This window comes from Streptomyces canarius (assembly GCF_014650735.1).
Taxonomy (GTDB): Bacteria; Actinomycetota; Actinomycetes; order Streptomycetales; family Streptomycetaceae; genus Streptomyces; species Streptomyces olivaceoviridis.
Genome location: NZ_BMVN01000001.1, coordinates 521,113 through 544,813 on the forward strand (window position 1 = coordinate 521,113; position 23,701 = coordinate 544,813).

Here is a 23,701-nt window from a genome sequence, read left to right on the forward strand (position 1 = left end):
CCGGTCACACCCGGCGCGGCGAGGCCAGCAGAAAGCGCGCTCTCGTCCGGGGCTCGGTGTACTCGCCCGCCTGCCAGCCGGCCCGCTCCAGCGTGACCGCACAGGCGGCCAGCGTCCGCGCGTCCGGCGCGTACACCGCCACCGCCTCCGGCTGCGGGGTCGCCCGGACCCGGTAGCCGTCCGCGTCCCCGCCCGCCGGCCGGTGCCCGGCCGCCTCCAGCGCGAGCGCCGCGGCCCGCACCAGATGCGTCCGCTCCCACCCGCACGGCCGGTCCGCCGCGCCGTCGGGATTCGTCATCCGGCGCAGCTCCAGCAGCCCCTGCCAGGCACTGTGCACCTCGCGCTGCCGCGCCGGACCGGACGCGGGCGGTTCCTCCTCGCCACCGACGCGGGCCGTGAACACGCCGGTGTCCGGCGCCGGCGCCGCCGGTGGCTCGGGCACCGCGTCCCGTATCCGGTGGCCCGCCGGGGTGAGGAAGTGGTCGTGCGGCGGCCGGGGATGCCGGAAGGCGAGCCCCCGCTTCACCAGCGCCGCGAGCTGGGCGTCGGTACCGCGCAGCCGGCCGGTGACCGGATCGGCGTCCTCGATCACCCGCCGCTGCGCGGGGGTGGGCGGTCGGCTCACGGAGGGCTCCTTCCTGCCGAACGGGTGACCCACTCGCAGAGTACGGCCCGGGTCCGACAACGCCGGCTCCACCCGCGGCGGGCCCTCACTCCCTCGGGGGCCGGATGTTCCACCCCGCGATGACCGGTCGGCCGTGCTCCGTGCCGAGTCGGCACAGTGCCCCCGTCGCGAGCTGGAAGAGGGCCCCGTGCCGGGGTGGCAGGCCCAGGCGGCGGGCGGTGAGGACGCGGAGGAAGTGGCCGTGGGCGATCAGTACGACGACCCCCTCGGTGTTGCCGAGCGCCGCGTCGACCTTGGCCAGCATCCGGTCGGCGCGCTCCCCGACCTGCTCCGGGGTCTCGCCCGGGTGGTCCGGCGGCCCGGGGGCGACACCGTCCGTGAACAGGAACCAGCCGGGCCGGCTCCGCTGGATGTCCACGGTGGTCACACCCTCGTAGCCGCCGTAGTCCCACTCATGGAGGTCGGCGTCGACCCGGGCGTCCGGGACGCCGATGAGCTCGGCGGTCTCCCGGGCGCGCTGCAAGGGGCTGACGAACGCCGCCCCGATCCGATGCGAGCGGATCAGCGGGACCAGCCGGCGCGCCTCCTCCCGTCCGTGCTCGGTGAGGGGTACGTCGGTCCGGCCCGTGTGCCGCCCGGACCGCGACCACTCGGTCTCACCGTGCCGCACGAGAAAGAGGTCACCCATGACGGCACGGTGGCACAGGGCGCCCGCCGCCCGCAGGACGTACTGCGCCAGACGGCCGGTCCGCGGGGCGACGGCCTGCGCGCGGCGGCTCGCGGTCCGGACGTCCGCTGTCTTGAGGACCCGGCCGGTGTGCGGCGCGGCGCCGCCATGGCGAGGGTCTCCCCGCAGGCGTCGATCGCGGCGGCCTTCCCGCGCGCGTCCGTGACGGGGACGACCGTGCCACGGGTGTCGTGCGGGGCCCGGACCGACGCCTCGCCCTGCCGCACGCACCAGCTGTCATCCGCGCCCTTCGTGCCACGGCGCGTGTAGCGCAGGTCCACGGTCACGGAGGCCCTGACGGGCAGGGCGAGGGGGGCCGGACGTCCCTGCCCGCTGCCCTCGACGCTCTCCGCCTTGCCGTTGTGGATCTCCAGGCCCGGGTAGCCCGCGAACACGCACGCGCCGGGGCCCTTGTTGACGGCGGTGAGCCGCGCGTCGGGCCGGCCGGTACCCGTGCGCGTGCCGTCCCCGTCGAGCAGGGAGAGCGTCCAGGCCAGTGAGCCGGTCCGGCAGGGCGGTGCGGTGGCGTCCGGTGCGGCCGTCGTGCCGGTGCCGCAGGCGGTCAGCGCCAGGCCGGCCGTCAGCAGGGCGAGGCCGTCGGCGAGGCGAGTGGTCAGGCGCATGATTCCCCCTGGACGGTACGCGGTGGCGCGGTCAGGTGCCGGGATGGACCAGCGTGTGCTCGGTGCCGACCGCCTTCGTGCCGGTGTCGGCGTACAGCGTCGTCTCTCCGTCGGACCAGCGCACGACGAGGTCGTTCCCCGGGTCGCCGTGGCGGAAGCCGCCGACCGTCAGCGCCTGCGCGTGCCGCCACAGGCTGTTCGGGCCGCGCACCCGTGTCCTGGTGCCGAGACCCGCCGCCGAGGTGCCGGTGTACGTGTCGAGCGCGCCGTCCGCCCAGCGCACCAGCAGGTCCCCGCCGGCCGTACCGTCGAAGTCGCCGCCGGCCAGCAGGGCGGCCTTGGTCCAGGTGCCGTTCGCCGCGACGAGCCGCGTGCCGGTGCCGAGGCCACCGGCCCCGATCTGCGGGTACAGCGTGAGCGCGCCGTCGGCCCAGCGGACCAGCAGCCCCGTGCCCCCGTCCGCCCGGAACGCCCCGGAGGCGAACTGGACGGCCTTCTTCCATGCCGGTCCGGGCGGCGCCATCCGGATCTCCCGGCCCAGGCCGGAGGGGCCGGGCTGCGGGTAGAGGGTGACCTCGCCGTCGGACCAGCGCACCAGCAGGCCGGACCGGGTGCCGCCGGTGAAGGTGCCGCCGGTCAGGGTGCGGGCTTGGGTCCAGGTGGAGTTGGCCCGCCGCAGCCGCTTCTCGGCCAGGAAACCGCCCTTGCCGTCGCCCGGGTACAGGGTGACCCCGCCGTCCGGCCAGACCACGAGCAGATCGCCGTGCCGGTCGCCGGTGTAGTCGCCGGACGCCATGAGCGCGGCCTTGCGCCAGCGTGCGCCGCCGCCGGGCAGGCTGCCCTTCAGGCCCCGGTACGGCGGCAGGTCGGCGGGCGGGGCCTGGTCGGCGACGGCGTCGGCGAGGAGGTTCGCGGCATCCGCGCCGAACGCGGTGGCGTAGCTGATGTAGTCGGCGTCGGCGTCGTTGCCGCCGCCGTTGTAGCCGCCGAGGTCGCCGATGACGTGCCCGGTGCGGGCGTCGTCCTGGTAGTCGGTGATCCACGGGCTGCCGGAGACACCGCCGTAGTAGCCGCCGCAGGTCATCGACAGCTGCCGGTAGCCGCGCAGCTGCGTGGTCGGGACCGTGCACTTGACGGCGCGTCCGGCGCTGTTGTGCCGGTGCGAGGGGTAGCCGACGACGGTGACGTTCCGGTGGGTGTAGCCGGCCGGCCGGGTGAAGGTCAGGCCGCCGCCCACGGCGTCCTGGAGGGACGCGCCCCGCTGGTTGGCCGCGACCCGGGCGAACGCGGTGTCCAGGTCGGACGCGGCCTTCTTGGTGGTGGCCGAACCGCGGTCGGGCACGTACCGGGGGTCGATGAAGATCCGCTGGACGGGGAAGATGCCGTACGGTTGCCGGTCGGGGGCCGCGCCCTTCACGAACTTCGGGACGAAGATGTAGTCGCCCTTCATGTTCAGCGCGCAGTGGGCCGCGGTGAGGACGATGTTCCGCGCCTTGGTGTCGATCACGCTGCCGGTGCAGTGCCAGGTGGTGCCGCTCGGTCCGTCGGCGCCGAAGAAGGTGCCCACCAGGCGGGTTCCCGTGAACAGGGTGCCCTTCGGCCGGGCCGCCGCCGCGGTCGCCGCCCCCGGCTCCGCCGGCACGTGCCGCGCCGCGTCCAGCGGCCGGGCGTCGGCCATGCGCTGCGCGGTCCAGAACCGCGCGGCCTGCCGTGCCTCCTGTCCGGCGGTGGGCGCGGCCGGCCGGGGCCCGCCTGAGGCCCGGGCGCCCGGCGCCGTGAGTCCGAGTACCACCGCGCACAGCACGGCGACGGCCGTACGGCGCCTTCCGTGCGTACGGCGTTGTCCGTACGAGAACACTGCGACTCCCCCTGCTCCGACAGGTCCGAGCGGTCCGCTCGCACCGGACCAGGGGGGTGCGGCGCTGGTCGGGCGCGCACCGGCGGCCGAGGGGCGGCCCGCCCCGCGGCGGTCCCCCGGTCGTCAACGGGGGTGATCTTCGCATGAACGCGCGGAACGGGCCAGGCGCCTACTGCCGGTACCCGCTGAGGAACCTGCCGATCCGGCCGATCGCCGCCTCCAGGTCGTCCGCGTGCGGCAGGGTCAGGATGCGGAAGTGGTCGGGGGAGGGCCAGTTGAAGCCGGTGCCCTGGACCACCTGGATCTTCTCGCGCAGCAGCAGGTCCAGGACGAACCTCTCGTCGTCGTGGATCGGGTGCACCTTGGGATCGATGCGCGGGAACGCGTACAGCGCGCCCTTGGGTTTGACGCAGGACACGCCCGGGATCTCGTTGAGCTTCTCCCAGGCCACGTTCCGCTGCTCGTACAACCGCCCGCCGGGCACGGTGAGTTCGCCGATGGACTGGCGTCCGCCGAGCGCGGCCTGGATGGCGTACTGGGCGGGCGCGTTGGCGCACAGCCGCATGGAGGCCAGCATGGTCAGGCCCTCCAGGTAGTCCTTGGCGTGCTGCTTCGGCCCGGTGACCACCAGCCAGCCGGAGCGGAAGCCCGCCACCCGGTAGGTCTTGGACAGGCCGCAGAAGGTGAGGACGACGAGGTCGGGGGCGAGCGCCGCGGCCGAGTGGTGGACGGCGTCGTCGTAGAGGATCTGGTCGTAGATCTCGTCGGCGAACACCATCAGGCCGTGCCGGCGGGCCAGGTCGAGGATGCCCTCGACGACCTCCTTCGGGTAGACCGCGCCGGTCGGATTGTTCGGGTTGATGATGACCACGGCCTTGGTGCGGTCGGTGATCTTCGACGCCATGTCGGCCAGGTCCGGGTTCCAGTCGGCCTGTTCGTCGCACAGGTAGTGCACGGCCTTGCCGCCCGCCAGCGTGGTGACGGCGGTCCACAGGGGGAAGTCCGGCGCCGGGACGAGGACTTCGTCGCCGTCCTCGATCAGCGCCTGTACGGCCATGGAGACCAGCTCCGAGACGCCGTTGCCCAGGTAGACGTCGTCCACGTCCACGTCGAGGCCCAGGGTCTGGTACCGCTGGGCGACCGCGCGGCGGGCGGAGAGGACGCCGCGGGAGTCCGTGTAGCCGTGGGCCCGCGGCAGCATCCGGATCATGTCCTGGAGGATCTCCTCCGGCGCCTCGAAGCCGAAGGCCGCGGGATTGCCGGTGTTCAGGCGCAGCACGCTGTGCCCCGCCTCCTCCAGCGCGTTGGCGTGCTCGATCACCGGGCCGCGGATCTCGTAGCACACCTCGCTGAGTTTGTTGGACTGCCGGAACTCCATGCGCCCCTCCGGAAACTCGTGTTGCTTGGTTTTACCAAGCAGGAGCTTGGAAAGTCCAACAACGCGTCTAGACTGCGTCGCATGTCACCTCGCCGAAGCTACGACCAGTACTGCTCCGCAGCCCGCGCCCTCGACCTCGTCGGTGACCGCTGGACCCTGCTGATCGTCCGCGAACTGCTCGCCGGCCCGCGCCGCTACACGGACCTGCACGCGGACCTGCCCGGCGTCAGCACGGACGTACTCGCCTCGCGGCTGAAGGACATGGAACGGGACGGGCTCACCACCAGACGGCGGCTGCCCCCGCCGGGCGCGGCGTACGTGTACGAACTCACCGCCCGGGGGCGCCGGTTGCTGCCCGTGCTCCAGGCGCTGGGCGCGTGGGGCGAGGAGGAACTGGGGGAGCGCAGGCCCACCGACGCCGTCCGCGCGCACTGGTTCGCACTGCCGCTGCTGCGGGCGCTGGACGGCCAGGGCGTCGTGGAAGTCCGTCTGGAGGAGGGGGACTTCCACCTGCACGTCGGCGCGCAGGAGGGCCCGGTGTACGGCGACGGGCCCGCCCCCGGCGAGGCGGACGCGCGGCTGGAGATGGACGCGGCGACCTGTGAGGCCATCGCCCGGGGGCAGACCCGGCTGCCGGACGCGGTACGGGACGGCCGGGTCACGGTGACCGGGGACGGCACGCTCGCCAAGGCGCTGCGGGAGGCGTGACCGCCCGGAGAAACGCAAAGGCCCGCCGGACGGCGGGCCTTCACGCTCCAGCGGATCACACGTTCGGCGGCACCCGGGGCGGCCGCCCGGACCCCCGGGTCAGCACGTACCCCCCGATCCCGGCGAGCGCGGCCAGCACCGCGCCGACCCCGGTCCACACCCACCGGTCGGACCACCATCCGGAGGACCAGCCGTCGTCGGAGCCGAAACTGGACAGCACGGCACCCTTCGCACCGTCCTTGTCCTCCTCGGACGTGACGGCGATCCCGGGGACGAGCGGCTTGCCCAGCGAGCCGTCCACGGCCGCCGCCCCGCCGATGCCCTTGGAGTCGACGCGCACCTCGGCGCCCACCGGCTTGCCGAGGTCGGCGGCGCCGAGGTCCACCACCGTCAGCCGGACGTAGTACGTGCCCGGCAGCGGGTCGTTGGCCCACGGCTCCGCCCAGCCCCGCACCGTGCGCAGCACACAGGCCAGTTCGACCGAGCCGGCGCCCTGCGCGGCGGTCCGGGTCTGGGCGCCGTACTGGCAGGACTGGCGGCGCCGCAGACCGTCGTACACGTCGAGCTGCCAGGTCTCGAAGCCGTGCGCGTCGGGGAGTTTCACCGTCGCCCTGACGGTGGGGCGCTGCCCGGTGTCCGCGGGGAACGACCAGTACAGGTAGTCGCCGGTGGAGCCGGAGGCGGTGGCCTGCTGCCCCTGCTCGATCTCGGTCGCCGTACGGAAGGAGGTGCCCGCCCGGGTGGGCGCGTCGCCGTCGGCGGAGGCGCTCGGGGAGGGCGAGGAGTCGGCGGCGGCCGGTCCGGCGGCCAGCCCCAGCGCCAGCAGGGCGGCGCCCACCACACGTGTGATCCGCATCAGTTCGTCCTCCAGACGGCGACCCGCCAGCGCGACAGCCAGCCCCACAGCAGACCGGCGAGGAAGCCGATCAGCACCAGCGTGCCGAGCAGCCACCAGCCACGGCCGAGACCGAACGCGGCCACGTCGTGGTGACCGGACGGCCCGTCCACGACGTCGACGGTCAGCTCCAGCGGCAGACCGGGGGTCGTCTTCACCCCGGACGCGGCCGAGAAGGAGCTGGTGACCTGGAGGCACACCGTCTCCGCGGGCGTCGCCTCGTCGTCGCTGTCCGGCCTGGGGTAGCGCAGACCGGTGGAGACGACGTCCGTACGGCCGGTGCCGGCGGCCTCGCCGCGGACGATCTCCCGGCCGTGCACGGTCACCGCCCGCAGCAGCACACCGTAGTTCGGCTGGACGGCCCGGTCGTCCGCCACGCTCACCGAGGCGCGCAGCTCCTGACCGGGCTCGACGTCCACCTTGTACCAGCGCTGCTGCCCGAACCCGGCGCGGTCGGTGTACAGGCCGGACTTGAGCGTCGGCGCCTTCTCGCAGCGGTCCGCGCCCTCGGTGGCCACCGGAGTGACCACCGGCTCGGCCGCCCGGTCCACCAACTCGCCGACCCGGTCGCTCAGTTCCTCCTTGTGCCGCACGTCGGTGTAGGTGCCGCCGGTGGCGTCGGCGATGCAGCTGAGCTGGTCGCGGGTCTTGGCGTCCGGGACCAGGCCGAGGGTGTCGATGGTCAGCCCGATGCCCTTGGCGGCTATCTCCCGCGCCACCTCGCACGGGTCGAGCGGCTGGCAGGTGTCCTCGCCGTCGCTGATCAGGACGATACGGCGGGTGCCGTCACCGCCGTTCAGGTCGTCCGCCGCCTTCAGCAGCGCGGGGCCGATCGGCGTCCAGCCGGTCGGCGCCAGCGTGGCCACGGCCGTCTTCGCGTCGGTCCGGTTCAGCGGGCCGACCGGGTAGAGCTGCTCGGTGTCCTTGCAGCCCTCCTTGCGGTCGTCGCCGCGGTAGTTGGCGCCGAGCGTACGGATGCCGAGCCGGACCTCCTCGGGGGTCGCGTCCAGCACCTCGTTGAACGCCTGCTTCGCCGCGGCCATCCGGGTGCCGCCGTCGATGTCACGGGTGCGCATGGAACCGCTGACGTCCAGCACCAGTTCGACCTTCGGAGCGGCCTGGTCCGTCTCGTCGGCGACCGCACCGGCGGGAAAGGCGATCCCGGCCGTCAGGGCGGCGAGCAGAGCACAGACGCCCGCCGCCAGCCGTTGTCTTCTGATCATCGCCGGATCTTATTGATCAGACAGGCCGTCCTCCAAAACGGCCGCCGGCCGCCGGTCCCGAGGTGCCTCAGGTCCCGTCGCCCGGCGCCGGAGTCCCGAACAGGCCCGCCAGGCGGGCCCGGTAGAGCACGGCGACGGTGAAGCCGTCGGTGATCCGCCCGTCGGCGACCATCTCCTCCGCCTCGGCCGGGGTCACCGTGACGGCCCGGTGGATCGCCTCCCCCCGCTCGACCGCGCCGATGCCGTCCACATGGGCCGCGTAGAGGGAGACCTTGTGGCCGAGCAGCCCGGTGTCGGGGTGCAGTTCGCCCAGCGGGATCACCTCCGTCGGCGTGGCCGCGATCTCCTCCCGCAGTTCCCGGGTGACGTTCTCGGTGGGTGTCGCACCCGGATCCCCGAAGCCGCGTACCACCTCCCAGTGCCGGCTCCGGGTGGCGTGCCGGTGGTGCTCGATCAGCACGACTCTCCTGTCGGGACCGAGCAGCGGCAGGACCACCACGCCGGGAGAGGAACCCGGGGGCGGCAGGATCCGGTCGTACAGGCCGAGGCGGCCGTCGGGGAAGCGCACCGGGTCGCGCAGGTACCACAGGTAGCGGCCGGCCGACACCACACCCGCCGGGACCGGTCGCAGCACGGCCCGCAGCCGTGCCCACAGGGCCCCGAACAGGCCGCCGCGACCGCTCTGTCCGGCCGTGGTCACCTGGCGGCGGGCGTCGCGGATCAGCGCCGGGTCCGTGAGGATCCGGACCCCTTCGGGATCGTCGCGGAACCACTCCGGGACGTCCCGGCGCAGTGCCTCGTAACGGTTCATCGGGGCCTCGGCAGGCTGGGCAATGGGGTACTCCGGCTCGTCGGTCCGTCAGTAGTCGGGCAGGTCCTCGTTGTCCTGGGTGGTCGTCGAGGCGGTGCCCGACGGAACCGGGCCCGCCGTGTCCCGGTAGCCGGGCAGCCGCCGCACCAGGTCGTGGAACTGCTCCCATTCTCGTTCACTCGCCAGTCGTACGGAGGCGATCTCGCGGGCGAACCTCTGTTCCTGCCGTCCGGCGATGTGGTTGCGCAGCACCAGCTGCACCGAGCCGGTCAGCGAGCCGCTCACCGTGAGCGGCAGGACCGTACCGGCCACCTCCCAGATGTCGTTGCCGCTGACGGCGGTGAACACGGCCGCGCCCACCGTGACGACGACCTCCACCACCGGGCGCCAGGCGGCCGGCCGGGCCTGCCGGCGTTCCCGCGCGAGCCGGAGGATCTCCTTGTTGAGCCGGACGTAGGAGTCGAAGACCTGCCCGACGCCGTCGTGGAAGGTCTCCGGCGCGGAGGTCAGCGCGCCGAACGCCTTGATGTAGGAGTTCCAGGCGGGGGTCTGCCGCAGCCGCCAGATGTCGTGCAGGGTCAGGTCGTTCACCGCCTGGGGCGTCAGGTGGTCCTGCACGACGGCGAAGGTCTGCTGCCGCAGGAACGTCAGCAGCCGCTCCGGGTCCTGGACGACACCGACGGTGGAGGACGTGGCCTCGCGGGCCTCCTGGAGCACCACGCGGCGCAGGCTGCCGACCGGTGTGAGGGGGTAACGCCCCAGGGCGTCGGCCAGGTTGACGTTGTAGATGAGGTCCAGGAGCTGCTTGATCTCCGCCGCGAAGGGCTTGGCGCGGTCGTACCTGCCCTCCGCCACGTTCGTGCCCGGGACGGTCACGAACTCCTCGTACAGGGTGTTGCGCACGACCTGCTGCCTGCGCACGCTGAGGCCGTTGCTGAACGCGACGACCTCGCCGAGCCGTTCGCCGAACCGGTCCGTGTCCTCGCGGGCCACGCCGACCTGCGCGGCGAGGATGTCGATGTCCTTGGCCGTGAGTCCCTGGACCTTCTCGGTGAACGGCTGGTAGAGCCGTATCCGGGTGCGGTTCAGGTTCTCCTGGTCGCCGGCGGAGTCGTCCCAGGACATGCGCACACAGCGCACCCGGTCGCCCGCGGACATGCCCGCCAGCGTCTCCTGCCAGGCGGTGAAGCCCTCCTGGCGCAGGTGGAGGTGGGCGGGCGGATCCTCGGCCGGGTGGCGTTCGCGCAGCAGGAAGGGGACGATCGCGCCCGAGGCGAGCAGCCTGCGGTGCGCCGCGCGGGCCTCCCCCTCCTCGACGAGGTCACGGCTGATCGCGTCGTTGTTGTAGAAGTAGGCCCGGTTGATCACGACCTGGCTGGCGTTGATGAGGCTGCGGAAGTACTCGGCCCGCACCTCCCGCACGCGCTGGCGGTCGACCTGGTCCAGGGACTCACCGCGTTCGATCATCTTCCGGGTGAGCTGCGCGGGGACCCATTGGTTGTCGAGCGACTGGGCGATCACGGCCCCCGGATCCAGCTGTTCGGGCTGGATCGGCGACATCAGGCTGTCACTGCGGTCGTCGTCGGTCATCTGCTGCTCTCGAAACTGTCGTGTCCTGACTGGCTCATCAGGGGTACACCGCCGGACGGCGCGTGGTAGAACAATGACATTTTCAGCCACCGAACATGACGCGAAATCAGCTCTGGACCGGGAACGGCGCCGCGCAGGGATGAGGCAGGGACGTCCAGATGTCTCCCGCCCGGTCGGGCGAAAGACGCATCAGCGTCAACGCCTTCGACGGAAGCGGGTCCTCGCGCAGGGACGCCAGGTCCGGGCCGGGCGGCAGGCCGGGCAGGGCGGCGCGCAGCGCGGCGCCCAGTGCGGGGGCCGAACCGGCCGCGCCCGCCAGGGCCCCCGCGACCAGGGAGCCGAACAGTTTGCGGCGCAGGGTGGTGTCGTCGTCGGTGATCAGGCGTCCCGTGAGCGCGGGCGGGGTGATGCCGTGGCGGGTCAGGCGGGCCGGGCTGATCCGGATGTCGGCCAGGTCGCGGTAGACCAGGCGCTGCGGGGTGCCGTCGGCCGACAGGACGACCAGCAGGTTCTGGCCGTGGGCCTCCAGGGCCACGCCGAGATCCAGCAGCCGCAGGCCCACCGTGAGCGCCAGCCGGGCGAACGCGGCCAGCCAGGCGGGGGAGCCGGGCAGGGACGTGGTGGCGAGGGCGGCCACCGGGAGGACGTGCTCACCGGGACCGGCGTACACCTCCGGCGACTCCCGCAGCAGCGCGGCCAGGTCGGGGGAGTGGGCCGTGACCGCGCCCAGCGTGCGGGTGATGTGCAGCAGGCCGTCCGTGCGTGCCGCCAGGTCCTCGGCGAACGCCGACAGCGGCGCCGCGGCCCGCACCGAGTACACCGAGATGTCCCGCACCGACGACGTCAGCCGGGCGCTCAGCGCGGTCTTCACGTGCGGGCCGCCGGGCACCGCCAGCGTGCGCAGGGACATCAGCGGGCGGGCGGTGCGCCAGGGGTCGTACGACCGCCCCAGCACGTGCGCGGCCTGCCAGGGGTGGACCGGCACCAGGATCCGGTCGCCGTCGCGGAGCTCGGCCGGCCAGTCGCCGGTCACCAGGCACCCGTCCGCCGGCACCGGCACCGTCCCCAGCTCCACCACCGGCCCGTGCTCGGGTGCGTACGCGAGCTGGTCCGCCACCGTAAAGCCCGGCCGGGAACGGCAGTTGGGGTGGTACGGGTGCCCGTCCACCACCCGCTGCTCCCACTCCCAGTCCCGGCCGCCGTGCACCGGCCACTCCTTCGGGTGATCGGCGCCGGCCCGGGACAGCGCCAGCGAGGCCACGCTGTGCGCCAGCTCCGCGGCGAAGGCGGGCGCGTGCGGCACCCCGAGCGCGGTCATCAGCCGCGCCGGATCGTCGTACCGCTCCCGGTCCAGTCGTACGGAGGTGACGTACGCGCTCGTGGCGTACGGGTCCGCGTGCGGACCGTGCAGGGTCCGCCCGTCGGCCAGGCGCAGGGCGAGGCCGTCCGCCCCGGACACCCGGCCGGACAGCCACGGCAGCGGCTCATGGGCCAGCGCCCGCCACAGCCGGGTCAGCACGGCGGCGCGGGCACCGGGCAGCTCCGCCGCGTACCGGGGCAGCAGCGCGGGCCGGACGGCGGCCAGCTCCTCGGCGATCTCGGCGTCGGCGGTCGGGGGACGGTGCACGGTCGGCTCCTCGGGTACACGGGCCACGGCACGATTGTCCGGGACGGCAGCCATACTGATCGTCACCGGCTCCCGCAGGGCGCACCCGGCGTGCCCCGGGGAAGCCCGCGGGCCCCCTGCACGAAGAACGAATGGATCGCGTGGACCTCACACTCCCCCATGGTGCCGTCGGCCGCCGTGCCGACGCGTACGCGACGGCGCCCCTGCTCAACTGCCTGCTGCGGGAGGTCGCCGAACCGCTCCCGGACGCCGGGGACCGCCGTGTCCACCGGCTGCCGGACGGCCGGCTGCTGCGGGTGCGCCCCGGTCGGCGCCCCGCCGACCCCGAGCTGTACACGGCCGGGGGCTGGCGCCGCATCGGCCACTCGGAGCTGGTCAAACTGGTCGCCGAGGAGCTGCGCCGGCACACCGGACTGCCCGGCGGCGACCTGCCCGCCGAGATGATCGACAGCCGGGACGCGATCGCCGCCCTGCTCACCGCCCGCGCCCGGGCCACGGCGCCCGAGGACCCGTATCTGCGCTCCGAGCAGTCCCTGCTCACCGGCCACCCCCACCACCCGGCCCCCAAGGCGCGCGGCGGCGGCCCGGTCGCGTCCTGGCTGCCGTACGCCCCCGAGGCGCACGCCCGGTTCCCGCTGACGCTGCTCGGCGTCCGCGAGGACCAGGTGGCCGAGGAGGGCGACACCCGGGCCCTGGACGCCCTCGGCACCGCCCCGCCCGGCTACCGGCTGCTGCCCGCCCACCCCTGGCAGCTCGACCTCGTCGCCCGCGATCTCGCGCCCGCCTTCGCCGACGGGCGGCTGCTGCGGCTGGACACGACCCCGTTCGACACCTGGCCCACGGCCGCCGTCCGCACGGTGTACGAGCCGCGCCGCGATCTGTTCCTGAAGTTCAGCCTGGACGTCCGCATCACCAACGACATCCGCCGGCTGTGGCGCCACGACCTGCGGAAACTGCGCCGTACCGACACCGCGGCCCAGCACGCCTTCGCGGCGATGGGCCCGCCCGCGGCCTGGCTCCGCGATCGCGGCTACCGCACCGCCGCGTTCGCCTTCGAGGAACTGGCCGTCCTGGTCCGCGACGGGCTGCGCGGGCATCTGCTGCCGGGCGCCACCCCCCTGCTCGCGGCGGGTCTCGCCGAGGGCTTCGACGGCAGCCCGCTCGCCGCCGCCACCGACCCGGCCGCCTGGTGGGAGGCGTACCTGCGGCAGGTCGTGCCGCCCGCCCTGAGCGCGTTCGGCGACCACGGGGTGGTCCTGGAGGCCCACCTCCAGAACACGCTGGTCGCCGTGGACGCGGCCGGTACGCCCGTGCAGGCCCTGTTCCGGGACGCGGAGGGCGCCAAACTGCTGCCGGACGTGACCCGGGCCGCCGGCTGGGAGCGGCTGGTGTACTGCCTCGTCGTCAACCACCTCGTCGAGATCGCCGGCGCCCTCACCGACCACCACCCCGGCCTCGACCCCTGGCCCGCCGCCCGCCGGGAACTCGCCCGTCACGACCTCCCCGAGATCCCCGCCCTGCTCACCGCCCCCACCCTGCCGGGCAAGACCAACCTGCTCCTGCGCTGGACCGGCGCGGACGGCGCGGACGCCCGCTACCTGCCGCTGCCGAACCCGCTGGCCGGCGCCTGACCTGCCGTACTCTGGCCGGTGTGCTGCGCGATGTGACTGCTGTTCGATACGTGACCCCGCTCCACTCCGGCGGCTCCGTGCCCGGGGTCGTGGAGGCCGACGACGACGGCACCTACGTCGTGAAGTTCACGGGCTCGGCGCAGGGGCACAAGGCGCTGGTCGCGGAGGTCATCGTCGGGGAACTCGCCCGCGCGCTCGGCCTGCGCTTCCCCGAGCTGGTCCTCGTGCACTTCGACCCGGCCATCGCCGCCGCCGAGCCGCACCAGGAGGTGCGCGAGCTGCACGGCGCCAGCGCGGGCGTCAACCTCGGCATGGACTACCTGCCGGGCGCCCGGGACTTCACCCCGGACATCGCCCGGACCTTCCCGCTGGACCCGCTGGAGGCCGGCCGGATCGTCTGGCTGGACGCGCTGACCGTGAACGTCGACCGTACGGTCCACAGCTCCAACCTGATGGTCTGGCCCACGCTCGGCACCGCGCCCGCACGCCTGTGGCTGATCGACCACGGCGCCGCCCTCGTCTTCCACCACCGCTGGGACACCACGGCCCCGGGCCGGCGGTACGACTTCCGGCACCACGCCCTCGGCCACTACGGCCCCGACGTGCGCGCCGCCGACGCCGAGCTGGCGCCCCGGGTGACGGAGGAACTGCTGCGCGGGATCGTCGCCGAGGTGCCGGACGCCTGGCTCGCCGAGGACGCCGGGTTCGCCACGCCCGACGACGTCCGGGACGCCTACGTCGGCTACCTCCTGGACCGGGTCCGGCTCTCGCCCCAGTGGCTGCCCACCGACTTCCCGAGCCGCGAGGAGCTGGCGGCCGAGGAGGCCGCCCGCACCGCGAAGACACAGGCGGGCCGCCCGGACTGGCTGAAGCGGGTCCCCGACCTGCACGGCAAGCCTGCGGCGGAACAGGACTGGTCGGTACACCTGGGCTGACCCGCCGGGCGGCCCGGGAGACGCCCCCGGGCCGCCCGGACGGGCAGGGCTTCAGCCGCGCAGCTGCCGGTACGCCGGCAGGGTGAGGAAGTCGGCGTAGTCCTCGTCGAGGGCCACCCGCAGCAGCAGGTCGTGCGCCTCCTGCCAGTGCCCGGCGGCGAAGGCCTCCTCGCCGATCTCCTCGCGGACGGCGGCGAGTTCCCCGGCGGCGACCTTGCGGGCCAGCTCCGGCGTGGCCTTCTCGCCGTTCTCGAACTCGACCCCGGCGTTGATCCACTGCCAGATCTGCGAGCGGGAGATCTCGGCGGTGGCCGCGTCCTCCATGAGGTTGAAGATGGCGACCGCGCCGAGTCCGCGCAGCCATGCCTCGATGTACCGGATGCCGACCTGGACGGCGTTGACGAGACCGGCGTACGTCGGCCTGGCGCCGAGGGAGTCGATCGCGATGAGGTCGGCGGCCTCGACGCGGACGTCCTCGCGGAGGCGGTCCTTCTGGTTCGGCTTGTCGCCGAGGACCTTGTCGAAGGACTCCATGGCGATCGGGACCAGGTCGGGGTGGGCGACCCAGGATCCGTCGAAACCGTCGTTCGCCTCGCGGTCCTTGTCGGCGCGGACCTTCTCGAAGGCGACCTTGTTGACCTCGGCGTCCTTGCGGGACGGGATGAAGGCCGCCATGCCGCCGATGGCGTGCGCGCCGCGCTTGTGGCAGGTGCGGACGAGGAGTTCGGTGTACGCCCGCATGAACGGGGCGGTCATGGTGACCGCGTTGCGGTCCGGGAGCACGAACTTCGGGCCGCCGTCACGGAAGTTCTTCACGATGGAGAACAGGTAGTCCCAGCGGCCCGCGTTCAGCCCGGAGGCGTGGTCGCGCAGTTCGTAGAGGATCTCCTCCATCTCGTACGCGGCCGTGATGGTCTCGATCAGGACGGTGGCGCGGATGGTGCCCCGCGGGACGCCGAGGTGCTCCTGGGCGAAGACGAACACGTCGTTCCACAGGCGGGCTTCGAGGTGCGACTCGGTCTTCGGCAGGTAGAAGTACGGGCCCTTGCCGAGGTCGAGCAGCCGCCGCGCGTTGTGGAAGAAGTACAGGCCGAAGTCGACGAGGGCGCCGGGGACGGCCCGGCCGTCGGCGTCGGCCAGGTGCCGTTCCTCCAGGTGCCAGCCGCGCGGGCGCATGACGACGGTCGCCAGCTCCTCGTTCGGCCGCAGGGCGTACGACTTGCCGGTGCGCTCGTCGGTGAAGTCGATGTTCCGGGTGTAGGCGTCGATCAGGTTGAGCTGGCCGAGGACCACGTTCTCCCAGGTGGGGGCGGAGGCGTCCTCGAAGTCGGCGAGCCAGACCCGCGCGCCCGAGTTGAGCGCGTTGATGGTCATCTTGCGGTCGGTGGGGCCGGTGATCTCGACGCGCCGGTCGTTCAGCGCGGCCGGGGCCGGGGCGACCTTCCAGGAGTCGTCCGCGCGGATCGCGGCCGTCTCCGGCAGGAAGTCGAGCGTGGAGGTGCGGGCGATCTCGGCGCGGCGCTCGGCCCGGCGGGCCAGGAGTTCGTCACGGCGCGGGGTGAACCGCCGGTGCAGCTCCGCCACGAAGGCGAGCGCCGCGTCCGTGAGGACCTCCTCCTGCCGGGGCAGGGGCTCGGCGTCGACGATGGCCAGCGGGGACGGCGCTGGTGCGGACATGAGCTGTCACTTCCTTCAGCGGTGGCACCTGGTGCCAAGGGGCACGAACAGGACGGTGAGCGCCGACTGTGCGGACAGGCGCTTCTGATCAGTGGATAGTAGTTTCCTCATCGTGGAAGTTCAATGGTTTGTTGATGTCGAGAATCTCCGGGTCGAGGCAAGGTGGCGCCCGGTGCCATCCCGGTCACTGGAGGCGGCTCAGGTCGGCCTCCGTGTCGATGTCGTACGGCTCCGCGACATCCGCGCACTCCACGAGCCGGATCTCCCCCTCGTGCGCCGTCAGGTAGGCCCGCGCCCCGCGGTCCCCGGTGGCCGTCTGCGCGATACCCGCCCAGTGCGCCGCACCGAACAGCACCGGATGCCCGCGTACCCCCGCGTAGGCGGCCGAGACCAGGGAGGTCTCGTTCTCGCAGGCGCCGAGCACCCGGGCCGTCGCGGCCGGACCGATGCCGGGCTGGTCGACCAGGCTCACCAGGGCCGCGCGGACGCCCGTGCCGGCGAGTGAGGCGAGCCCCGCGCGCAGCGAGGAGCCCATGCCCGCCGCCCAGTCCGGGTTGTCCACCAGCACACAGCCGTCCAGTCGGGCGCGGTCCCGCACCTCGTCCGCCGCGGCGCCCAGCACCACGTGGATCCGCTCGCATCCGGCCGCCCGCAGCACCCCGACCGCGTGCTCGACCAGCGGCCGGCCCCGGTGCGGCAGCAGCGCCTTGGGGCGTCCGCCGAGCCGCCTGCCGCCGCCGGCGGCGAGCAGCAGTCCCGCGACGCCCCCCTGAAGATCCTGGTTGTCCGTCATGGGTCCTGCATACCCGACGGCCGTGGATTCGGCCGGTCTTCCGGTGCCGCTTCCCTTGGGCTGAATTTCGGTCCGCGCTGTGGCGCTCCCGCACGGGGTGGCGTTTACTGGCCCGCGCACGAGGCCGTGGCAGGGGGGAGGGCTGTGTTGCGGAGCTTGGGGCAGAGGCCAGTGACCGGCAGCGACGAGGACCCGAGGGTGGCGGAACTGCGGACCGCGGTGTCCCGGTTGCGCCGCGAACTCGCCGCGGTACCGGCGGACTTCCCCGACCGGGCGATAGCCGAGGACGAACTCGCGGCGCTGGCCGCGATGGCCGCCGGCGGCCTGCCGGAGACCCCGCGCCTGCGCAGCTCCCTGTTACTGATCGCCGGCGCCATCGGCTCGATGAGCGCGCTGGCCCGGGGGCTGTCCCAGGTGCGCGACGCGGTGGACCTGTTCGGCGAACCGCCCCGCGACCGGGCCCCGCGACGCCCGGACGATCCGGACGGCGGGGCCTGACCGTCCGCTACGGCCGCTCGGCGCCCCGGCAGCCCGATGCCGACGGCATGTCCCGGCAGACCTGGTCCTGGTGGGACTGCGCGGCGGCCCCGCCGAAGACGACCAAGCACACCAGGGCGGCCATGACGGCCTGGGTGGCCACCGTGACGACGGCACCGGCCCACGCGGCGATCAGGCCCGCCGCCAGGGCGAAGACGCCGACTGCGCCGGCGGCGGCCAGGTAGTTCCACAACGGGTCGGGCGTGACGGTCTCGGCTGTGTCGAAGGTCCACCCGGACAGCACCCAGAGCCCGAAGATCACCACCAGGGCGACCAGTTCCAGGAACACCAGCCCGCACCCGGCTCCGACATCGGCACCCCGGTCGGCACGGCGGCGGGGTCCGGGACCGGCGGTGGCGTCGAAGGCCGGCGGGGCGACGGGGAGGTCCATACCCGCCACCCTGCCCGCGGGGGCGGGAGGGGCGCATGAGTACGGGTGCTCAGCCGGGCGTGAGCCGGGGGCCGCGCATGAGTACGGGTGCTCAGCCCCGGGCGCGAGCCGGGGTACGGGAGCGGTCCCCGGTGGCCCGGTGCCGGTCGCGGTCGCCGGCGGCAGGCCGCCATGCCGGGCGCCCCGGGCGGACGCCCGTGGCCGCAGCCCTCGACGCGGACGCCCCGGGCGCCGCAGGGACCAGCCCCCGACGTCGTCCCGGTCGGCCCCCGGGCTCACCGCGGCGGCGCTCGACGGTACCGGCCGGGCCGGCGCCGTACCCCCGTCAGGCCTGGTTCTGGCTGACCAGTGCCGCCGACAGTTCGTCGGCGATCTGCTGGAGCACCGGCACGATCTTGTCGGTGGCCGCCTCCGTGACCCGTCCCGCCGGTCCGGAGATGGAGATGGCCGCCGCCGTGGGGGAGTCCGGCACGGACACCGCGAGGCACCGCACCCCGACCTCCTGCTCGTTGTCGTCCACGGCGTAGCCCATCCGCCGCACCTCCGCCAGCGCCGCCAGGAACCCCTCCGGCGTGGTGATGGTCTTCTCGGTGGCGGCCGGCATGCCCGTCCGGGCCAGCAGTGCCCGCACCTCGTCGTCCGGCACCCCGGCCAGCAGCGCCTTGCCCACACCGGTTGAGTGCGGCAGCACCCGCCGGCCGACCTCGGTGAACATCCGCATCGAGTGCTTCGACGGCACCTGGGCCACGTAGACGATCTCGTCCCCGTCGAGCAGCGCCATGTTCGCCGTCTCTCCGGTCTCCTCCACCAGCCGGGCCAGGTACGGCCGCGCCCAGGTGCCGAGGAGCCGGGAGGCGGACTCGCCGAGGCGGATCAGCCGGGGTCCGAGGGCGTAGCGCCGGTTGGCCTGCTGGCGGACGTAGCCGCAGGCGACCAGCGTGCGCATCAGCCGGTGGATGGTCGGCAGCGGCAGCCCGCTCGTCGCGGACAGCTCGCTCAGCCCCACCTCGCCGCCCGCGTCCGCCATCCGCTCAAGCAGGTCGAAGGCGCGCTCCAGGGACTGCACCCCGCCGGCGGCGGAGGGCTTGGCGGAGTCGGTGGTGCTGGCGCTGGACGTCGGCACGGCGCGTTCCTTTCGGGACTGGCGGGAGAGCAGAAGCCTACCCGGCAGTCGGTTGACTCCCTGCTTGTACGTAGCTACGTTCTGCTTGCTGGAATTCTAATTCCGCCTTGTGGAAACGTCCAGACCCAGAGCCGCTTCGATGCTGCCCCGAAGTGTGCCTCTTGACGGCGGGGAATCGGGCGTGAAGACTCCTTCAACAGAACGTTGAAGTCCGTTACGTGGGAGTAAATCCCGTTTCCTGGGCGTAAAACGGCGGTAGAGAGAGGGGTTCGGGTGTCCGACGCTGAACTGGTGCTGCGCTCCACGCGCGTGGTCACTCCGGAAGGGACACGGGCCGCCACCGTCACCGTGTCCGCCGGGAGGATCACGGCCGTCCTGCCGTACGACGCCGAGGTCCCGGCCGCCGCCCGGCTGGAGGACGTCGGCGACCACGTCCTGCTGCCCGGCCTGGTCGACACCCACGTGCACGTCAACGACCCGGGCCGCACCGAGTGGGAGGGCTTCTGGACCGCCACCCGCGCGGCGGCGGCCGGCGGCATCACCACCCTGGTCGACATGCCGCTCAACTCCCTGCCGCCGACCACCACGGTCGAGCACCTGCGGATCAAACAGGACGTCGCCCGGGACAAGGCACACATCGACGTCGGCTTCTGGGGCGGCGCCCTGCCCGACAACGTCAAGGACCTGCGCCCGCTGCACGACGCCGGCGTCTTCGGCTTCAAGGCCTTCCTGTCCCCGTCCGGCGTGGACGAGTTCCCGCACCTCGACCAGGAGCGGCTCGCCCAGTCCCTGGCCGAGATCGCCGGGTTCGACGGGCTGCTCATCGTGCACGCCGAGGACCCGCACCACCTGGCCGCCGCCCCGCAGCAGGGCGGCCCCAAGTACGCCGACTTCCTCGCCTCCCGGCCGCGCGACGCCGAGGACACCGCCATCGCGAACCTCATCGCCCAGGCCCGGCGCCTGGACGCGCGCGTGCACGTACTGCACCTGTCCTCCGGCGACGCCCTGCCGCTGATCCGCGCCGCCCGCGCCGAGGGTGTCCGCATCACCGTGGAGACCTGCCCGCACTACCTCACCCTGACCGCCGAGGAAGTCCCGGACGGCGCCAGCGAGTTCAAGTGCTGCCCGCCCATCCGCGAGGCCGCCAACCAGGACCTGCTCTGGGAGGCACTCGCCGACGGCACCATCGACTGCGTGGTCACCGACCACTCGCCGTCCACCGCCGACCTGAAGACGGACGACTTCGCCACCGCGTGGGGCGGCATCTCCGGCCTCCAGCTCAGTCTGTCCGCCGTCTGGACCGAGGCCCGCGAGCGCGGTCACGGCCTGGAGGACGTCGTGCGCTGGATGTCCGCGCGGACCGCCGGCCTCGTCGGCCTCGGCGCCTCCAAGGGCGCCATCGCCCCGGGCCACGACGCGGACTTCGCCGTCCTCGCCCCCGACGAGACCTTCACCGTCGACCCGGCCGGCCTCCAGCACCGCAACCGGGTCACCGCCTACGCCGGCAGGACCCTGTACGGCGTCGTCAAGTCCACCTGGCTGCGCGGCGAACGCATCGTCGCCGACGGCGAGTTCACCGCGCCGAAGGGCACGCTGCTCGCCCGCCCCCAGTGACCCACCACCGCAACCGCACCCGGCCGACTCCCAGAGAGGACCCACTGATCACCGTGACGGCGATTGAGAGCTTCACCGGCGACGCGAACCCCTACGGAGGCGGCGACCCGTACGCGGACTACCGCACCGCCGACTTCCCCTTCACCCGGTACGCCAACCTCGCCGACCGGCGGCTCGGCGCCGGTGTCATCGCCGCCAACGACGAGTTCTTCGCCCAGCGGGAGAACCTGCTGGTGCCCGAGCGGGCCGAGTTCGACCCCGAGCACTTCGGGCACAAGGGCAAGATCATGGACGGCTGGGAGACCCGCCGCCGGCGCGGCGCCTCGGCCGAGCACCCGTGGCCCCCCGCCGAGGACCACGACTGGGCGCTGGTCCGCCTCGGCGCGCCCGGGGTGATCCGCGGGATCGTCGTCGACACCGCCCACTTCCGCGGCAACTACCCGCAGGCCGTCTCGGTTGAGGCCACGTCCGTACCCGGCTCGCCGTCCCCGGAGGAACTGCTGGGCGACGACGTGAAGTGGACGACGATCGTCCCGCGCACCGCCGTCGGCGGCCACGCGGCGAACGGCTTCGCCGTCTCGGCCGAGCAGCGCTTCACGCACCTGCGGCTCAACCAGCACCCCGACGGGGGCATCGCCCGCCTGCGCGTGTACGGCGAGGTCGTCCCGGACCCCGGGTGGCTCGCGGTCCTCGGCACCTTCGACGTGGTCGCCCTGGAGAACGGCGGCCGGGTCGAGGACGCCTCCGACCTCTTCTACTCCCCGGCCACCAACACCATCCAGCCGGGCCGCTCCCGCAAGATGGACGACGGCTGGGAGACCCGCCGCCGCCGCGACCAGGGCAACGACTGGATCCGCTACCGGCTCGTCGCCCGGTCCCAGATCCGCGCCGTCGAGATCGACACGGCCTACCTGAAGGGCAACAGCGCCGGCTGGGCCTCGGTGTCCGTGCGGGACGGGGAGGACGGCGCATGGCGGGAGATCCTGCCCCGCACCCGCCTCCAGCCCGACACCGACCACCGCTTCGTCCTGCCCGAGCCGGCGGTCGGCACCCACGCGCGGATCGACATATTCCCCGACGGCGGCATCTCCCGCCTGCGCCTGTTCGGCTCCCTGACCGAGCAGGGCGCGAGCGGCCTCGCCGCCCGGCACCAGGAACTGGGCGGCTGACCCGGCGCCGACGCACGCGCGCGTGGGGCGCCCCGGCCGGACAGCACCGGGGCGCCCCGCGCGTCACCCGCGCGGACCCCTGTTCCGGGCCGCCGGAACTCTTCCCCGCTCCTTCCGCGTTCTCTCCACGTGACCCTTAAGCAAGAGATCGTCGGCAACGCCATGCAGATGGCGGTCGTCAACCTGCACCCCGGCCAGACCGTGTACTGCGAGGCCGGGAAGTTCCTGTTCAAGACCACGAACGTGACCATGGAGACGCGGCTGTCCGGCCCGTCCGGCAGCGGCGGGCAGCAGCAGGGCGGCTCGGGCGGCGGGATGGGCGGGCTGCTCCGCCAGGCCATGGGCACCGCCATGCAGGTCGGCCAGCGGGTGCTCGCCGGTGAGTCGCTGGCCTTCCAGTACTTCACGGCCCAGGGCGGTGAGGGCACGGTCGGCTTCGCGGGCGTGCTGCCCGGCGAGATGCGCGCCCTGGAGCTGGACGGCACGCGCGCGTGGTTCGCGGAGAAGGACGCCTTCGTGGCCGCCGAGTCCACCGTCGACTTCGGCATCGCCTTCGCCGGAGGCCGCACCGGCATGAGCGGCGGCGAGGGCTTCGTCCTGGAGAAGTTCACCGGACACGGCACGGTGATCATCGCGGGCGCGGGCAACTTCATCGACCTGAACCCGGCGGACTTCGGCGGGCGCATCGAGGTCGACACCGGCTGTGTGGTCGCCTTCGAGGAGGGCATCGAGTACGGCGTCCAGCGCGTCGGCGGCCTCAACCGCCAGGGCCTGATGAACGCCGTGTTCGGCGGCGAGGGCCTGTCCCTGGCCACGCTGGAGGGCAACGGCCGGGTGATCCTCCAGTCCCTCACCATCGAGAGCCTCGCCAACGCCCTGAAGAAGGCCCAGGGCGGCGACAAGCAGGGCCCGACCGGCGGACTGTTCTCCACGCACGCCGGCTGAGCCGGATTCCCCCGGGGCCGGCCGGACCGATGAGTCACGGGCGGACGCGGGGTCTGACCTGTCGACCGCAGACCCCGCACCCGGAAGAAGGCACCCGCCATGGGCCGGCTCGTCTCCACGATCTTCGTCACCCTCGACGGCGTCCACCAGGCACCCGGAGGCCCCCAGGAGGACACCTCCGGCGGCTTCGGCCAGGGCGGCTGGAGCTTCCCGCTCGCCGACGACGACTCCGGCAGGTACCTCACCGAGATCTTCGCCCGCGCGAGCGGCTTCCTGCTCGGCCGCCGTACGTACGACATCTTCGCCGCCTACTGGCCGAAGGTGACCGACCCCGCCCACCCGATCGCCGGCAGGCTCAACGCCCTCCCGAAGTACGTCGTCTCCGCCACCCTCCAGGCACCCGGGTGGGCCGGCACCACCGTCGTCTCCGGCGACCTCGCCAAGGAGGTCACCGCGCTGAAGGAGCGCACGGACGGCGAACTCCAGATCCACGGCAGCGGCGCCCTGGTCCGCTCGCTGCTGGACCTCCGGCTCGTCGACACCCTGCACCTGCTGACGTTCCCGGTCGTCCTCGGCGCCGGCCGCCGCCTGTTCACGCCGGGCACGCTCCCCACCCGCTTCACCCACCGCTGCGGCCACGTCACCGGCTCGGGCATCTCCCTCCAGACGTACGACCTGGCGGGCAGCCCGGAGTACGGCACGTACGACCTCCCCGAGGAGGCCTGACGAGCCACCGGCGCCGGGACGGAACGGAACCGTGTCATGCTCCGGCATGCGTTCCACGCCGTCCGGGACCCGGGGAAGGGCACGTCGGGCCGGCG

22 protein-coding genes are annotated in these 23,701 nt (G+C 73.5%); 8 read left to right on the plus strand and 14 right to left on the minus strand.

The annotated features are described in order from the left end of the window. Nucleotides 1–4 precede the first annotated feature (4 nt). From IE294_RS02160 to IE294_RS02180, 5 genes are all read right to left on the minus strand, one after another. Nucleotides 5–625, minus strand: a complete 621-nt coding sequence (locus IE294_RS02160; RefSeq protein WP_189881660.1) for a hypothetical protein — start codon at nucleotides 623–625, stop codon at nucleotides 5–7. An 85-nt stretch (nucleotides 626–710) separates the two neighbouring features. Next, a complete protein-coding gene (locus IE294_RS02165; RefSeq protein WP_229917002.1) occupies nucleotides 711–1,295 on the minus strand; it encodes a histidine phosphatase family protein in 585 nt (194 codons plus the stop codon). Then, entirely contained in the window at nucleotides 1,187–1,975 is a 789-nt protein-coding gene (locus tag IE294_RS02170) for a DUF4232 domain-containing protein (RefSeq protein WP_229916991.1), read from the minus strand. The genes IE294_RS02165 and IE294_RS02170 overlap by 109 nt, the downstream gene beginning before the upstream one ends. Nucleotides 1,976–2,006: 31 nt before the next feature. After that, a complete protein-coding gene (locus IE294_RS02175; RefSeq protein WP_229916992.1) occupies nucleotides 2,007–3,833 on the minus strand; it encodes a trypsin-like serine peptidase in 1,827 nt (608 codons plus the stop codon). Nucleotides 3,834–4,002: 169 nt separating this feature from the next. Beyond that, nucleotides 4,003–5,211 (minus strand): pyridoxal phosphate-dependent aminotransferase, encoded by a 1,209-nt coding sequence (locus IE294_RS02180; RefSeq protein WP_189813795.1) that lies wholly within the window; start codon nucleotides 5,209–5,211, stop codon nucleotides 4,003–4,005. An 81-nt stretch (nucleotides 5,212–5,292) separates the two neighbouring features. Here IE294_RS02180 and IE294_RS02185 point away from each other — a divergent pair, with 81 nt between their 5' ends. Beyond that, the gene (locus IE294_RS02185) at nucleotides 5,293–5,919 is read left to right on the plus strand and encodes a winged helix-turn-helix transcriptional regulator (protein ID WP_189881664.1); all 627 of its coding nucleotides are present in this window, start codon (nucleotides 5,293–5,295) and stop codon (nucleotides 5,917–5,919) included. 55 nt (nucleotides 5,920–5,974) lie between these two features. On the opposite strand, the gene IE294_RS02190 is transcribed toward IE294_RS02185, so the two are convergent. The 5 genes from IE294_RS02190 to IE294_RS02210 form a co-directional block, all read right to left on the minus strand. Then, the gene (locus IE294_RS02190; protein ID WP_189881666.1) at nucleotides 5,975–6,775 is read right to left on the minus strand and encodes a hypothetical protein; all 801 of its coding nucleotides are present in this window, start codon (nucleotides 6,773–6,775) and stop codon (nucleotides 5,975–5,977) included. Next, a complete protein-coding gene (locus tag IE294_RS02195; RefSeq protein ID WP_189881668.1) occupies nucleotides 6,775–8,037 on the minus strand; it encodes a VWA domain-containing protein in 1,263 nt (420 codons plus the stop codon). Before IE294_RS02195 ends, IE294_RS02190 begins: the two co-directional genes overlap by 1 nt. 67 nt (nucleotides 8,038–8,104) lie before the next feature. Next, complete coding sequence (locus IE294_RS02200) at nucleotides 8,105–8,848, minus strand: NUDIX hydrolase (protein WP_189881670.1); 744 nt, start codon at nucleotides 8,846–8,848, stop codon at nucleotides 8,105–8,107. 48 nt (nucleotides 8,849–8,896) lie between these two features. Continuing rightward, a complete protein-coding gene (locus IE294_RS02205; RefSeq protein ID WP_189881672.1) occupies nucleotides 8,897–10,438 on the minus strand; it encodes a hypothetical protein in 1,542 nt (513 codons plus the stop codon). A gap of 106 nt (nucleotides 10,439–10,544) precedes the next feature. Further along, a complete protein-coding gene (locus tag IE294_RS02210; protein WP_189881815.1) occupies nucleotides 10,545–12,065 on the minus strand; it encodes an IucA/IucC family protein in 1,521 nt (506 codons plus the stop codon). 131 nt (nucleotides 12,066–12,196) lie between these two features. On the opposite strand from IE294_RS02210, the gene IE294_RS02215 reads away from it, so the two are divergent. After that, the gene (locus tag IE294_RS02215; protein WP_189881674.1) at nucleotides 12,197–13,696 is read left to right on the plus strand and encodes an IucA/IucC family protein; all 1,500 of its coding nucleotides are present in this window, start codon (nucleotides 12,197–12,199) and stop codon (nucleotides 13,694–13,696) included. Nucleotides 13,697–13,716: 20 nt separating this feature from the next. Then, nucleotides 13,717–14,631, plus strand: a complete 915-nt coding sequence (locus IE294_RS02220; RefSeq protein ID WP_189881676.1) for a HipA family kinase — start codon at nucleotides 13,717–13,719, stop codon at nucleotides 14,629–14,631. A gap of 51 nt (nucleotides 14,632–14,682) precedes the next feature. On the opposite strand, the gene aceB is transcribed toward IE294_RS02220, so the two are convergent. Further along, a complete protein-coding gene (gene aceB / locus IE294_RS02225) occupies nucleotides 14,683–16,308 on the minus strand; it encodes a malate synthase A (RefSeq protein ID WP_189881678.1) in 1,626 nt (541 codons plus the stop codon). 184 nt (nucleotides 16,309–16,492) lie between these two features. After that, a complete protein-coding gene (locus IE294_RS02230) occupies nucleotides 16,493–17,101 on the minus strand; it encodes a nucleotidyltransferase family protein (protein WP_189881680.1) in 609 nt (202 codons plus the stop codon). Nucleotides 17,102–17,245: 144 nt separating this feature from the next. Here IE294_RS02230 and IE294_RS02235 point away from each other — a divergent pair, with 144 nt between their 5' ends. Then, nucleotides 17,246–17,599, plus strand: coding sequence for a DUF5955 family protein (locus IE294_RS02235; RefSeq protein ID WP_189881682.1), 354 nt, complete (start codon nucleotides 17,246–17,248; stop codon nucleotides 17,597–17,599). A gap of 7 nt (nucleotides 17,600–17,606) precedes the next feature. Here IE294_RS02235 and IE294_RS02240 read toward each other — a convergent pair whose 3' ends face one another. After that, nucleotides 17,607–18,029 (minus strand): DUF6234 family protein, encoded by a 423-nt coding sequence (locus tag IE294_RS02240; protein WP_189881683.1) that lies wholly within the window; start codon nucleotides 18,027–18,029, stop codon nucleotides 17,607–17,609. A 325-nt stretch (nucleotides 18,030–18,354) separates the two neighbouring features. Further along, the gene (locus IE294_RS02245) at nucleotides 18,355–19,152 is read right to left on the minus strand and encodes an IclR family transcriptional regulator (RefSeq protein ID WP_189881685.1); all 798 of its coding nucleotides are present in this window, start codon (nucleotides 19,150–19,152) and stop codon (nucleotides 18,355–18,357) included. A gap of 273 nt (nucleotides 19,153–19,425) precedes the next feature. Here IE294_RS02245 and allB point away from each other — a divergent pair, with 273 nt between their 5' ends. From allB to IE294_RS02265, 4 genes are all read left to right on the plus strand, one after another. Next, the gene (allB, locus tag IE294_RS02250; RefSeq protein WP_189881687.1) at nucleotides 19,426–20,766 is read left to right on the plus strand and encodes an allantoinase AllB; all 1,341 of its coding nucleotides are present in this window, start codon (nucleotides 19,426–19,428) and stop codon (nucleotides 20,764–20,766) included. A gap of 53 nt (nucleotides 20,767–20,819) precedes the next feature. Continuing rightward, the gene (gene alc / locus IE294_RS02255) at nucleotides 20,820–21,935 is read left to right on the plus strand and encodes an allantoicase (protein WP_189881689.1); all 1,116 of its coding nucleotides are present in this window, start codon (nucleotides 20,820–20,822) and stop codon (nucleotides 21,933–21,935) included. A gap of 129 nt (nucleotides 21,936–22,064) precedes the next feature. After that, nucleotides 22,065–22,880, plus strand: coding sequence for an AIM24 family protein (locus tag IE294_RS02260; protein ID WP_189881691.1), 816 nt, complete (start codon nucleotides 22,065–22,067; stop codon nucleotides 22,878–22,880). Between the two features lie 99 nt (nucleotides 22,881–22,979). Next, the gene (locus IE294_RS02265; RefSeq protein ID WP_189881693.1) at nucleotides 22,980–23,606 is read left to right on the plus strand and encodes a dihydrofolate reductase family protein; all 627 of its coding nucleotides are present in this window, start codon (nucleotides 22,980–22,982) and stop codon (nucleotides 23,604–23,606) included. Nucleotides 23,607–23,701: the final 95 nt, after the last annotated feature.